The sequence below is a fragment of the Herbaspirillum sp. C7C8 genome (assembly GCF_022627875.1).
Taxonomy (GTDB): domain Bacteria; phylum Pseudomonadota; class Gammaproteobacteria; order Burkholderiales; family Burkholderiaceae_D; genus Herbaspirillum.
This window is the reverse complement of the sequence record NZ_JABXGG010000008.1, coordinates 1-12522: the sequence shown is the minus strand read 5'-3', so window position 1 is coordinate 12522 and position 12522 is coordinate 1. Positions and strand designations below refer to the sequence as shown.

Here is a 12522-nt window from a genome sequence, read left to right as displayed (position 1 = left end):
GCGTCATGATTCCAGGCGAAATGCTGGTCGAACCCGGCGACATCGAACTCAACGTCGGCCGCCCCACCGTAACGGTGACGGTTGCCAACAGCGGCGACCGTCCTATCCAGGTCGGCTCCCACTTCCATTTCTACGAAACCAATCCGGCACTGCGCTTCGAACGTGAAGCGGCCTATGGCATGCGCTTGAACATCGCAGCCGGGACCGCAGTGCGCTTCGAGCCCGGTCAGGAACGCACGGTGGAACTGGTGGCGCTGGCGGGGGACCGCCGCGTCTACGGCTTCAATGCGCTGGTGATGGGCAAGCTGAAGGCCCAGCATGGCAACGACAAGAAGGGGCAAACCAAATGAGCAAGATCTCCCGTTCGGCCTATGCCGAAATGTTCGGCCCCACCGTCGGCGACCGCGTGCGCCTGGCCGACACCGAACTGTTCCTGGAAGTGGAGAAGGATTACACGGTCTATGGCGAGGAAGTCAAATTCGGCGGCGGCAAGGTGATCCGCGACGGCATGGGCCAGTCGCAGCGCACCCATGCCGAGGTGATGGATACCGTCATCACCAACGCGCTCATCGTCGATCACTGGGGCATCGTCAAGGCCGACATCGGCATCAAGTCCGGCAAGATCGCCGGCATCGGCAAGGCCGGCAACCCGGACATCCAGCCCGGCGTGACCATGGCCATCGGCGGGGCGACCGAAATCATCGCCGGTGAAGGCATGATCGTCACCGCCGGCGGCATCGACAGCCACATCCACTTCATCTGTCCGCAGCAGATCGAGGAAGCCCTCATGAGCGGCGTCACCACCATGCTGGGCGGCGGCACCGGTCCGGCCGTCGGCACGGCCGCCACCACCTGCACGCCGGGCCCCTGGCACATCCATTCCATGCTGGCCGCAGCGGACGCCTTCCCGATGAACCTCGGTTTCCTCGGCAAGGGCAACGTCAGCCTGCCGCTGCCGCTGGAAGAGCAAATCCGCGCCGGAGCCATCGGCCTGAAGTTGCACGAGGACTGGGGCTCTACCCCGGCGGCCATCGACAACTGCCTGACGGTGGCCGATCGCATGGATATCCAGGTGGCCATCCACACCGATACCCTGAACGAAGGCGGCTTCCTGGAGCACACGCTGGCGGCCTTCAAGGACCGCACCATTCACACCTTCCACACCGAAGGCGCGGGTGGTGGTCACGCACCGGACATTATCGCGGCGGTGGGCGAGGGCAACGTGCTGCCGTCCTCGACCAATCCGACGCGTCCCTTCACGGTCAATACGCTGGACGAACACCTGGACATGCTGATGGTCTGCCATCACCTGGACCCGGCCATCGCCGAAGACATCGCCTTTGCCGAATCGCGCATCCGCCGTGAGACCATTGCCGCCGAAGACATCCTGCATGACATCGGTGCGATCTCGATGATGTCGTCTGACTCGCAGGCCATGGGCCGCGTGGGTGAAGTGATCATGCGCACCTGGCAGACCGCGCACAAGATGAAGGTGCAGCGCGGTTCGCTCAAGGAAGATAGCTCGCGCAACGACAACTTCCGCATCAAGCGCTACATCGCCAAGTACACCATCAACCCGGCCATCACCCACGGCATCTCGCACGTGGTCGGCTCGCTGGAAGTGGGCAAGATCGCCGACATCGTGCTGTGGAAGCCGGCCTTCTTCGGGGCCAAACCCTCGATGATTCTGAAGAGCGGCATGATCGCGGCCGCCCAGATGGGTGACCCCAATGCCTCCATCCCGACCCCGCAGCCGGTGCATTACCGGATGATGTTCGGTGCCTATGGCGGTGGACTGAAGACCTCGATGACCTTCGTCTCGCAGGCGGCCTTCGATGCCGGCATCGGTGAACAACTCAAACTGAACAAGCCGGTGGTGGCCGTGAAGAACATGCGCAACCTGCGCAAGCGCGACATGATCCACAACGGTGCCACGCCGAAGATGGAAGTCGATTCCGAAACCTATGAGGTGCGCGCCGATGGCGAGCTGCTGGTGTGCGAACCGGCGGTCTCGCTGCCGCTGGCACAACGCTATTTCCTGTTCTGATTTTCTTTAGATTTTCTCATGCTCACTCTCAATACCAAGATAGCCCAGGCCGAGCAGATCGACGGCGAACTGGAACTGCCCTATGACCAGCGCGAGAAGAGCCGCCTGCGTGCCACCCTGCGTTCGGGTGAGGACGTGGCAGTGTTCACCGTGCGTGGTACGGTGCTGCGGGATGGCGACCTGCTGCGCGGCGATGATGGCCGCGTGGTCAAGATCATCGCCAAGGCCGAAGCGACCTATCGCGTCGATGCGGCCGATGCGCACCTGCTGCTGCGTTGCGCCTTCCACCTCGGCAACCGTCACACCCAGGCGCATGTGGGCCATGAAGGGAACGTCGGTTTCCTGCGCATCCGCAAGGATCCGGTCTTGAAGGAAATGCTGGAAGGGCTGGGAGCACGCGTGACTGAAGAGCTGGCGGCTTTCGAGCCGGAAGCGGGCGCCTATGGTGGCGGCCATCACCATCATGGCGATGACCATCACCACAATCCGCTGGCACCGATTCCGCTGCGCCAGAAAATCCATCGTCCGAGCGACAAGAAGGAAGAGGGCTGACCCCATGCAAGCTGCCGCCTTGCTGCATCTGCTGCAACTGAGCAGCCCATCCTTGCCGATAGGTGCCTACAGCTATTCGCAAGGGCTGGAGGCGGCCATCGAGTGTGGGCGCGTGGGCAGCGAAGCTACGGCCCGCGCCTGGATCGGCCATGCACTGCATGAGGTGGTGGCGCGTTTCGAAGCTCCCATCTTTGCGCGGCTGGTGGCGGCCTTCGAGGCCCGTGATGCAGAAAAGGTCACGTTGTGGACCGAACGCTTCATCGCGGCCCGCGACACGTCGGAGTTTCGTGCCGAAACCATTCAGATGGGCTATTCGCTGGGCAAACTGGCGACCGACCTGAAGCTGGGCGATGAAGCCTTGCTGGCCATCCTGCAGGCGCAGCCGGAACTGCCGCTGCCAACCTCGCTGGCCTTTGCCACGGTGGCCCTGCAGGTGCCGCGCGAGGCGGCGGTGCTGGGCATGCTGTTTGCCTGGGCCGAGAACCAGGTGCTGGCCTGTGTGAAGACCGTTCCGCTGGGGCAGGTCGCGGGGCAGCGCATCCTGCTGTCGTTGCAGCCGGAGCTGGAAAAGGCTGCGGCCACTGCGCTCACGCTGGAGGATGAAGACCTGTGCAACTGGGCACCGGGGCTGTCGCTGCTGTCGATGCAGCATGAGGTGCAATATAGCCGCATCTATCGCTCTTAATTATTTATACCATTTACGTTTTTACGCGACCAAGAGATCAAGAGACCAACCATGAGCAATGCAACTTCCAATCCGCTGCGCGTAGGCATCGGCGGCCCGGTCGGTTCCGGCAAGACCGCACTGTGCGAAATGCTGTGCAAGCGCATGCGCGACCATTACGACATGGCCGTCATCACCAATGACATCTACACCAAGGAAGACATGGAAATCCTGCTGCGCGCCGATGCGCTGCCGGCAGAACGTCTGATGGGGGTGGAGACCGGTGGCTGTCCGCACACGGCCATCCGCGAGGATGCCTCGATCAATCTGGAAGCCATTGCCCGCATGAGCGCCGATTTTCCGGACCTGGACCTGATCCTGGTGGAGTCCGGCGGCGACAACCTGGCCGCCACCTTCAGCCCGGAACTGTCGGACCTGACCATCTACGTGATCGACGTGGCCGGTGGCGAGAAGATCCCGCGCAAGGGTGGCCCCGGCATCACGCGCTCGGATCTGCTGATCATCAACAAGACCGACCTCGCTCCCTATGTGGGCGCGAATCTGGATATCATGGCGGCCGATGCCAAGCGCATGCGCGGTGAACGCCCCTTCGTGTTCACCAACCTGCGCAGTGGCGACGGGGTGGAAAAGGTCATCGAATACATCCGCAAGCAGGGCTTGCTGGACGAGAAGCCGAAGAACTGAACCTGAACCCCGTCATTTCCCCGATCAAGAATCTGCCGTATCAGCCCAAGGAGAAAACATGTTGACCCTCTCGACCAAGACCCGCGCCCGCCTGGGCCTTCTGGCCGTCGCCGCACTGGCGGCCGGCACTGCAATGGCGCACCCCGGCCATCCGGGTTCGACCATGGATGCCTCGACCAGCATGGCCGCCGGCTTCGCGCATCCGTTCTCGGGTATCGACCATCTGCTGGCCATGCTGGCCGTGGGCCTGTGGGCCGCGCAGAGCAAGCAGCGCGCCCTGTGGGTGCTGCCGCTGGCCTTCCCGCTGATGATGGTGGCAGGTGCGCTGCTGGCCTTCGCCGGCCTGCAGCTGCCGGCCGTGGAAACCGGTATCGCCGCCTCAGTGGCCGTACTGGGCCTGCTGATTGCCTTTGCCGTGCGTCTGCCGCTGTGGGGCAGCACGCTGGTGGTGTCGGTCTTCGCGATGTTCCATGGGTACGCGCACGGTGCTGAACTGCCGCACGGCAGCTCGGCCGCGCTGTATGGTGCTGGCTTCATCGCCGCCACCGCACTGCTGCATGCCGCCGGTCTGGGCATCGGCCTGATCGCCGGCAAGCAGATGGCCGACCGCGTGGTGCGCATCGGCGGCGTCGGTATTGCCGCCGTGGGTGCTTACCTGCTGGCTGCCTGAAGCAACTCGCCCGCTTCGGCGGGTTGTTCCTGAGCTGAAGACTGGCCGCCCCGCGCGGCCAGCCAGGCGTCCAGTACGGCCTCGCTGCCCTTGGGGAAATGCAGGCCAAGCTTGGAACGGCGCCACAAGATATCGGCGGCATTGGTCGCCCATTCGTGGCGCAGCAAGTAGTCCACCTCGGCGGCATAGAGTCCGCCGAGGATTTCTTCTCCCATCTCTTCCAAGTTCTTTCTTCCTTCCAGCAGCGTGTGCGTGCGGCTGCCATAGGCGCGCGCATAGCGTTGCAACAATGCAGCGGACAGCCACGGATACTGCTGCTGCAAGCCTTGCACGTATTGATCGAACTGGCGCACCGAGCGGTTGGACGGCTGCGCACCATACAAGTCGCCACCCGGCAGGCAGCCATGTTCTGTCCAGGCACCGCGCTGCTTGCCCAGCACCGGCGCGATCATGTCCACGGCTTCCTCGGCCAGCTTGCGGAAGGTGGTGATCTTGCCGCCGAAGACGGAGAGCAGCGGGGCGCCTTGCGTATTGAGATCGAGCTGGTAGTCGCGCGTGACGGCGGAGGCATCGGCGGCGGCATCTTCCAGCAGCGGGCGCACGCCCGAGTAGGACCACACGACATCGGCGGGCGTAATGGGCCGTTCGAAATATCGGTTGGCCAGCTGGCAGAGATAGGCCGTCTCGCCCTCGGAGATGGCCACGTCTTCCACCCGGCCCTGATAATCGATATCGGTGGTACCAATGAGCGTGAAGTCCTGCTCGTAAGGAATGGCGAAGACGATGCGGCCATCCGGGTTCTGGAAGATGTAGGCGTGATCGTGTTCGAACAGGCGCGGCACCACGATGTGGCTGCCCTTGACCAGACGCACCGACTTGCTCGAATGCACATGCGCCGCATCGCCCAGGAATTGCGCCACCCATGGGCCGGCCGCATTGACCACGCAACGTGCGCGCACCTGCATGGCGTGACCATCTTCCTGGCGCAGCACGGCTTGCCAGCCGTTGTCCTGACGCGTGAGCGATTCGCAGCGGGTGCGGGTCATGATGTGCGCGCCTTTTTCTGCCGCATCCATCGCATTCAACACCACCAGCCGCGCATCATCGACCCAGCCATCGGAGTAAACGAAGCCACGCGTGAACTGTGCTTTCAGTGGCGCACCCGAGGCGTGACGGCGCAGGTCCAGTGCGCGTGAGCCGGGCAGCAGTTCGCGTCGGGCCAGGTGATCGTAGAGGAACATGCCGAGTCGAATCAGCCAGGCCGGACGCTGCCCTTGGTCATGCGGCATCACGAAGCGCAGCGGCCACATGATGTGCGGGGCGCTGCGCAAGAGCACTTCGCGTTCGATCAGGGCCTTGCGCACCAGCCCGAACTCATAATGTTCCAGGTAGCGCAGGCCACCGTGGATGAGCTTGCTGGAGGACGACGACGTATGCTGCGCCAGGTCGTGCTGCTCGCACAGCGCCACCGACAGGCCGCGCCCGGCGGCGTCACGGGCGATGCCAGCGCCATTGATGCCGCCGCCGACTACCAGCACATCGTACTGCGGGGGATAGGTGATGCCTTGCGTGCCATGTGCTTTCATGCGGGCTCCGATCAGAGGATGCGCTTGCGGATCTGCGTGACCACCACTTCGGTCACGATCACGATGGCGAAGATGGAGACCAGCACCGTCGCCACGCGCGGCCACTGGAACAGGTTCAACGCGGTATCGAGCACCATGCCCACGCCACCGGCGCCGACGATGCCCAGCACGGCCGATTCACGCACGTTGATGTCCCAGCGCAGCAGCACGATGGACATGAAGGCGGGCTTGAGTTGTGGCCAGTAGCCATACCAGATCTCGGAGAACTTGCTCGCACCGGAAGCCTGCAGCGCTTCGATGGGGCCGCGCGGCATCTGCTCGATGGTCTCGCCGGCCATCTTGCCGACGAAGCCGATGGAGCGGAAGGCGATGGCCAGGGTACCTGCCAGCGGACCCGGCCCGAAGATGGCCAGGAACAGCAGTGCCCACACCAGCGAATTGACCGAGCGGCTGGCCACCAGCACGATGCGGGCGAACAGGTTCAGGCCGCGATGGCGGGTCAGGTTGGGGGCCACCAGCAGGCCGAAGGGGATGGCCAGCACGATGGAGAGCAGGGTACCGAGGGTCGCGATGTGGAGGGTTTCGATCAGCCCGGCCTTCACGTCGCTGCCGAAGTAGGCCCAGTCGATGGGCCACATGCGGGCGAGCATGTCGCTCATCTGTTCGGGCGCATCGTAGAGGAACTCGGGGATGATCTCGATGTAGCGCAGCGATTGCACCACGGCCAGCGCGATGACCAGCCACACCGTGAAGCGCAGGATGCGCTGCAGCGGCGTGTGGCGCTGCCATTCGCGCTCGGCCGGGTTGAGCGCGGCGGGGCGGGAGAGGACGGTATCAGACATTGAAGACCTTCTTGACCGAGTTCGCCAGCAGTTCGCCGACGACAATGATGGTGATGATGGTGACCAGGATGGTGAGCACGAAGTCGTAATCGAAACGCTGGAAGGCCGAGAACAGTACGCCGCCCACACCGCCCGCACCGACGATGCCGACCATGGTCGAGTTGCGCAGATTGGAGTCAAGCTGGTAGGTGGAGAAGCCGACGAAGCGCGACATCACCTGCGGCAGCACACCGAACAGGATCACGTTCATGAAGGACGCACCGGTGGCGCGGATGGCTTCGACCTGCTTGATGGAGATCTCTTCAATGGCTTCGGCAAAGAGCTTGCCGATGAAACCGATGGAGGCCACGATCAGCGCCAGCACACCGGCGAGCGCGCCAAATCCGACCGCCTTGACGAACAGGATGGCGACGATCACCGGATGCAGCGAACGGCACACCGACACCAGCGCACGCGCAGGCCACGAAACCCACGAGGGCATCAGGTTGCGCGCGCCCATGAGGCCGATGGGCAGCGAGAACAGAATGCCGAAGAGCGATGCCAGCACGGCGATCTGCAGGGTTTCCTTGATGCCGCCCCAGAGGATGTCGCCCTTGGAGAGGTCGGGCGGGAACATGCGGCCCAGGAACTTGGCACCGCTTCCGAGACCGGACGAGAAGCGCTCCCAGGAGAAACCCAGTTGCGTGGCGGCATAGATCGCATACAGGGCGATGAGCCAGATCACCACGCGGGTAGCCAGCTGCGGCTTGAAGGCCAGGCTCACGCGGGGCGTGGAGGAAGTCGTGGAAGTCGTCATGCCAGCCAGTCCTCGCCACCGTAGATCTGCTTGAGGAAATCGTCGGACAGGTTCTCGGCATTGCCGTCGTAGACCACGTGGCCACCGGACATGCCGATGATACGGTCGGCGTAGCGCTTGGCCAGTTCCACATCGTGGATGTTGACGATGACCGGGATCTTCTGGGCACGGCCCTGCTCCTTGAGCAGCGAGATGATCTCGAAGGACGTTTTGGGATCCAGCGATGAGGTCGGCTCATCGGCCAGCAGCAGGCGCGGACGCTGCATCAGGGCGCGGGCGATGCCCACGCGCTGGCGCTGGCCGCCGGAGAGCGCATCGGCGCGCTGGTTGGCGAAGTTGCCCAGGCCCACGGTGTCCAGCAGTTCGAAGGCATGCGCGATGTCTTCCTTGGCGAAATTGCGGCGCCAGGCAGTGAAGGCATTGACGTAACCCAATCTTCCGCACAACAGGTTCTCCATCACGGAAAGGCGTTCCACCAGGTTGTATTCCTGGAACACCATGCCGATGTGACGGCGTTGCTCACGGAGGGCGCGGCCACGCAGCTCGGCCAGATTCACGCGCTTGCCTTCCCCCTCAAACCAGATCGCGCCACGGCTGGGATCGACCAGGCGATTGATGCAGCGGATCAGGGTGGACTTGCCGGTGCCGGAGGGGCCGATGATGGCGATCAGGCCGGCGTCGCCGATCTTCAGGTCGATGCCTTTGAGGATGGGATGGCCGGGCTTGTATTCCTTGACCAGGCCCTGGATTTCGATGGCGTGTGACATGGGAGGCGCTTTCTCTGTGGATTTTTCTGCGGCTGCGGCAGTGCGCAGGATGCGACGGGCCGCAGCCCCTGCTCTGGAGCAGGGGCTGTGCTGCATGTTGGTGCTTGGATCTGGTTGCGGCATCCGGACCTGAACGATCAGGGATGCCATGCGGCGGTACTTACTTCTTGCCGGCGCTTTGCTTGTCGTAGGCGGCGCGGTTGAAGGATTCGCCAGCGGACTGGGCGACGAAGCGCACCATCTCGAAGTCCTTCTTGTAGTTGATCGGGTAGAAGCGATCGGAACCGGCGAAGGCCTTCTTCAGTTCATCGGTGAAGCGATAGTCGTAGAAGCACTTGAGCATCTTGTCGCGGAAGTTCGGCTCCAGATCGTGCGCATAGGCGAAGTCCTGGGTCGGGAATTTCTCGCTGTGCCAGATGACCCGGAAGTTCTCGGCCTTGATGACGCCACGTTCCACCATGCGATCGAAAACGTCCGAAGCGATGGCGGCGGCATCATAGTCGCCCGAGTTCACACCCAGGATGGACTGGTCATGCTTGCCGGAGAAGATGATCTTGTAGTCCTTGTCCGGCGTCACGCCCAGCTTGGGGAACAGCGCCATCGGAGCCATGTGGCCGGAGTTGGAGGAGGGCGCGGTGTGGGCGACCTTCTTGCCCTTGAGGTCGGTCATCTTCTGGATCGGGCTGTCCTTGCGCACGATCACGTTGAGGGTATAACCCTGATAACCCTTGGCGTCACCGATGACGGCAAACGGCACGGCGCCGGCGATGTTGACGGCGAAGTTGGTCGGCCCAGGCGAGAAGCCGCCGACGTGCAGACGGCCCGAGCGCATGGCTTCGATTTCAGCGGCGTTGGACTGTACCTGGAAGAACACCACTTTCTTGGCGGTGCATTGCGAGAGGTAGTCGGTGAAGGGCTTGAAGATCTTGTCGTAGACGGCCGGATCTTCCACGGGGGTGAAGGTGAAGACCAGGGTATTGGGATTCTTCAGCTTCTTTGGATCTGTGGGGGTATCGGCGGTCAGGTCGTGATTGGCGTCGCAGTATTGCTGGTCGAGGTCGCCGCGATTGCTGCAGGTGTCCTGGGCAAAGGCGATGGCCGGTGCGGCCAGGGCGAGTGCCAACAGAGTCTTGATCAGACGTGGGGTCATGCTGTCTCCTGGTGATGATGGTGTTGGTTTTGGTCTTGTTGCCGGTCGCCACAGCGGTGTTGCCTGGTGCGAGTCTGGCGATGTGCGGCAGTGTAGGCGAGGGGAAGGGCTTTTGCTACCGGGCGCGGCGGCCAAGGAGGGGGTTTCCTTGCAGCTGCCTTTCCAGTGGCTTTCAATCTGCTTTCAAAGCACCTCGGCAAGGGACTCGCGCATGGCGTGGTTTGGCGGTATAAAGGCGGCTGCACAACGATAACGACACGGGAGATCATGCATATCCTGCTGGTGGAGGATGACATCGACATGTCGCGCGCCTTGCTGCGCGCACTGGAGCGACGCGGCTTCCAGGTCACGCATTGCGGCGATGGCATCAGTGCGCTCTCGCACATCAAGGATGGGATCGGCGACCTGGTGGTGCTCGATCTCAATATTCCGGGACTGGACGGGCTGCACCTGTTGCAACGCATACGCTCGCAGGATATCGGCACGCCGGTGATCGTGTTGACGGCGCGCGGCGCGGTAGGCGATCGCGTGGTCGGACTCAATGCCGGCGCGGATGATTACCTCGCCAAGCCCTTTGATCTGGATGAGCTCGATGCGCGCATCCGTGCGCTGCTGCGGCGACGCTCCAATGCCGATGACGGGCTGCAACGGTGCGGGCGCTTGCGCTTTGATCGTGGTTCGGGGGCTTTCTATTGCGACGATGAACCGCTTGAACTGACGCCGCGCGAGCATACGCTGTTGAAGGCGCTGATCGCCAAGCCGGGACATGCGGTGACCAAGGAGAAATTGTTCAGGCTGGTCTTCCCGATGGAAGAAAATACCCAGCTCGAAGCCATCGAGGTGGTGGTGCATCGGGTGCGCAAGAAACTCATGGAAACGGGTGCGGAGATCATGACCTTGCGCGGACTGGGCTATCTGCTGCGGGATCGGCAGCAGCAGGGTAGCGGGGGCTGAGGAGGTGGCACATCTGTTTTCGCGGCGACGCTCGGTACGCGCCTATCTGCTGGCGTGGATCATCTCGCCGATTGCGCTGTTCATCGTCATTGATTCCTTTTCGCTCTATCGCAATACGCTGGAGTCGGTGAATACGGCGTATGACCGCATGCTCATTGCGTCGGTACATTCGATTGGGGATCTGTTGCGCATTGAGAATGGCGAGCTCAAGGCGTCGCTGCCTTATGCGGCGCTGGAGATTTACGAGGCCGATTATTCGAGCCGGATGATCTATCGCATCGACGGGCTGGATGGCAAGTTCTTCGAGGGCGACCAGGATCTGCCGTCCTACAAGGGAAAAGCAGACAAGGCGGCTATCTATCCGGCGCTGGCGCATATCTATGAAGACACCTACAACGGGGTGCCGGTCAGGGTGGCAGCGCTGTTTCAGCCGGTGGTGACCAATGATCCGCGGGGGGCGGCCCTGGTGCAGGTGGCCGAGACGATGGAGAACCGTAGTGCGCTGGCACGCAAGATTTTCTGGGAAACGCTGATTCGCCAGGCGGCGCTCTTGGTGGTGATCGTCTCGGTGACCCTGTATGTGGTGCGGCGCGCGCTGCAACCTGTGGATGCACTGCGTCGGCAGCTCGATGAGCGCCCGGCCGATGATCTGTCACCGGTGGCGCCACCGATGGCGCCGCGTGAATTGCAACCGTTCATCGACGCCTTGAATCAGCTGATGACTCGGTTGCGACGTTTGCTCGATCATCAGCAACGCTTCGTGGCCAATGCCTCGCATCAGTTGCGTACACCGCTGGCCGTGCTCAAGACCCAGCTGCAATCAGGCTTGCGCGGCGATGCTCCGGCGCCGGTGATCTGGCAGGAGATGTCGGGCACGGTTGAACGCGCCACTACGCTGGCCAATCAGTTGCTGTCGCTGGCGAAGGTAGAACAGATACGCGGTCGGGGAGCTCAGGAGGTCTGCGACCTTGGCATGCTGGCGCGCGAGACGGCTGTGGACCTGTCACCGCTGATTGCGGAGAAGGATCTGGACTTCGAACTGGAGGGGGAAAAGATTCTGGTGATGGGACATCCGTGGATGATTGGCGAGTTGATTTCCAACCTGCTGCATAACGCGATCCGGCACACGCCGGTACAGGGTCGTCTCGGCATTCGCATCAGCGCACGTGAGGACGTGGCTGAGCTGCTGATCTGGGATAGTGGCGAAGGAATTGATGATCAGGCGATGGAGAATGTGTTCAAGGCGTTCTCCTCGAATGTCTCTTCAGCGGGGGGATTGGGGCTGACCATTTGCGGCGAGATTGTCGATTCGATGCAGGCGACCATCAGCTTGCGCAATCGGATCAACAAAGGGGGATCGATTGAAGGCTTGAATGCGCTGGTGCATTTCAGAGCAGTTGCCGCATGATGCTTTGATACGTTGATGCCGGTGACTTCCCGCTGCAGGAAAGAATAGGGAATCAAGCGGCGGTCGGTCGGCTTGGTGCAAGAACAGCTGTGGATAAATCATCTTCCCGATTTTGTCGGAATGGGAATGTGGCCTGTGGAAAACACAAGCTTGTGCCGCTTGCCGGGATGGCAAGGCCCGCGCGCGGGCGGTTCAGGGGCGATATGAAAGAAGGATGCAAGACAGCCCGATAATCGGGCGACACGACAGGAGCGGCTGTGGAAAAGATGAAGTATTCGACCGTTTTATGAGGAATCCGGCCAGGGCCAACGGGCATCAATACAAACCGGCTGCCCAAAGCAAAAACCCTCGCTACTTTCGTAACGAGGGTTCTTGGGAGTA

The 12522-nt window shown here is 62.3% G+C and carries 13 protein-coding genes; 8 read left to right on the top strand and 5 right to left on the bottom strand.

From position 1 onward, the window contains the following. The first annotated feature begins 5 nt into the window (after positions 1–5). The 6 genes from HWE01_RS11270 to HWE01_RS11245 are packed head-to-tail and all read left to right on the top strand — an operon-like array spanning position 6 to position 4638. Complete coding sequence (locus HWE01_RS11270; protein ID WP_034339857.1) at positions 6–350, top strand: urease subunit beta; 345 nt, start codon at positions 6–8, stop codon at positions 348–350. Next, positions 347–2047 carry an urease subunit alpha gene (ureC, locus tag HWE01_RS11265; protein ID WP_241821853.1) on the top strand — a complete coding sequence of 567 codons (1701 nt, stop codon included), beginning with the start codon at positions 347–349 and terminating at the stop codon, positions 2045–2047. The genes HWE01_RS11270 and ureC overlap by 4 nt, the downstream gene beginning before the upstream one ends. An 18-nt stretch (positions 2048–2065) precedes the next feature. After that, on the top strand, positions 2066–2599 hold the full coding sequence (gene ureE, locus HWE01_RS11260; protein WP_241821852.1) for an urease accessory protein UreE: 534 nt from the start codon (positions 2066–2068) through the stop codon (positions 2597–2599). A gap of 4 nt (positions 2600–2603) precedes the next feature. Next, positions 2604–3284, top strand: a complete 681-nt coding sequence (locus HWE01_RS11255; RefSeq protein WP_008333731.1) for an urease accessory protein UreF — start codon at positions 2604–2606, stop codon at positions 3282–3284. A 51-nt stretch (positions 3285–3335) separates the two neighbouring features. Further along, positions 3336–3968: an urease accessory protein UreG gene (gene ureG, locus HWE01_RS11250; protein ID WP_008333732.1), complete on the top strand. Its 633-nt coding sequence runs from the start codon at positions 3336–3338 to the stop codon at positions 3966–3968. 58 nt (positions 3969–4026) lie between these two features. Continuing rightward, entirely contained in the window at positions 4027–4638 is a 612-nt protein-coding gene (locus tag HWE01_RS11245) for a HupE/UreJ family protein (RefSeq protein ID WP_175344944.1), read from the top strand. On the opposite strand, the gene glpD is transcribed toward HWE01_RS11245, so the two are convergent. The 5 genes from glpD to phnD form a co-directional block, all read right to left on the bottom strand. Next, a complete protein-coding gene (gene glpD, locus HWE01_RS11240) occupies positions 4620–6224 on the bottom strand; it encodes a glycerol-3-phosphate dehydrogenase (RefSeq protein WP_241821851.1) in 1605 nt (534 codons plus the stop codon). The two genes, HWE01_RS11245 and glpD, sit on opposite strands and share 19 nt — an antisense overlap. Before the next feature lie 11 nt (positions 6225–6235). Then, positions 6236–7066, bottom strand: a complete 831-nt coding sequence (gene phnE, locus HWE01_RS11235) for a phosphonate ABC transporter, permease protein PhnE (protein WP_241821850.1) — start codon at positions 7064–7066, stop codon at positions 6236–6238. Continuing rightward, complete coding sequence (phnE, locus tag HWE01_RS11230; protein ID WP_241821849.1) at positions 7059–7862, bottom strand: phosphonate ABC transporter, permease protein PhnE; 804 nt, start codon at positions 7860–7862, stop codon at positions 7059–7061. Before phnE (HWE01_RS11230) ends, phnE (HWE01_RS11235) begins: the two co-directional genes overlap by 8 nt. After that, positions 7859–8629 carry a phosphonate ABC transporter ATP-binding protein gene (gene phnC, locus HWE01_RS11225; RefSeq protein ID WP_013236645.1) on the bottom strand — a complete coding sequence of 257 codons (771 nt, stop codon included), beginning with the start codon at positions 8627–8629 and terminating at the stop codon, positions 7859–7861. Before phnC ends, phnE (HWE01_RS11230) begins: the two co-directional genes overlap by 4 nt. Positions 8630–8789: 160 nt before the next feature. Then, positions 8790–9779, bottom strand: coding sequence for a phosphate/phosphite/phosphonate ABC transporter substrate-binding protein (gene phnD, locus HWE01_RS11220; RefSeq protein WP_175344948.1), 990 nt, complete (start codon positions 9777–9779; stop codon positions 8790–8792). A gap of 267 nt (positions 9780–10046) precedes the next feature. Here phnD and HWE01_RS11215 point away from each other — a divergent pair, with 267 nt between their 5' ends. Both HWE01_RS11215 and HWE01_RS11210 read left to right on the top strand, forming a co-directional pair. Further along, positions 10047–10733, top strand: a complete 687-nt coding sequence (locus HWE01_RS11215; RefSeq protein WP_241821848.1) for a response regulator transcription factor — start codon at positions 10047–10049, stop codon at positions 10731–10733. A gap of 4 nt (positions 10734–10737) precedes the next feature. Next, positions 10738–12141: a sensor histidine kinase gene (locus HWE01_RS11210; RefSeq protein WP_008333754.1), complete on the top strand. Its 1404-nt coding sequence runs from the start codon at positions 10738–10740 to the stop codon at positions 12139–12141. The last annotated feature ends 381 nt before the right edge of the window (positions 12142–12522 follow it).

Coding starts and splice junctions, on each gene's coding strand:
- HWE01_RS11270 (WP_034339857.1), top strand. CDS start 6: ATGATTCCAGGCGAAATGCTGGTCGAACCCGGCGACATCGAACTCAAC.
- ureC (WP_241821853.1), top strand. CDS start 347: ATGAGCAAGATCTCCCGTTCGGCCTATGCCGAAATGTTCGGCCCCACC.
- ureE (WP_241821852.1), top strand. CDS start 2,066: ATGCTCACTCTCAATACCAAGATAGCCCAGGCCGAGCAGATCGACGGC.
- HWE01_RS11255 (WP_008333731.1), top strand. CDS start 2,604: ATGCAAGCTGCCGCCTTGCTGCATCTGCTGCAACTGAGCAGCCCATCC.
- ureG (WP_008333732.1), top strand. CDS start 3,336: ATGAGCAATGCAACTTCCAATCCGCTGCGCGTAGGCATCGGCGGCCCG.
- HWE01_RS11245 (WP_175344944.1), top strand. CDS start 4,027: ATGTTGACCCTCTCGACCAAGACCCGCGCCCGCCTGGGCCTTCTGGCC.
- glpD (WP_241821851.1), bottom strand. CDS start 6,224: ATGAAAGCACATGGCACGCAAGGCATCACCTATCCCCCGCAGTACGAT.
- phnE (WP_241821850.1), bottom strand. CDS start 7,066: ATGTCTGATACCGTCCTCTCCCGCCCCGCCGCGCTCAACCCGGCCGAG.
- phnE (WP_241821849.1), bottom strand. CDS start 7,862: ATGACGACTTCCACGACTTCCTCCACGCCCCGCGTGAGCCTGGCCTTC.
- phnC (WP_013236645.1), bottom strand. CDS start 8,629: ATGTCACACGCCATCGAAATCCAGGGCCTGGTCAAGGAATACAAGCCC.
- phnD (WP_175344948.1), bottom strand. CDS start 9,779: ATGACCCCACGTCTGATCAAGACTCTGTTGGCACTCGCCCTGGCCGCA.
- HWE01_RS11215 (WP_241821848.1), top strand. CDS start 10,047: ATGCATATCCTGCTGGTGGAGGATGACATCGACATGTCGCGCGCCTTG.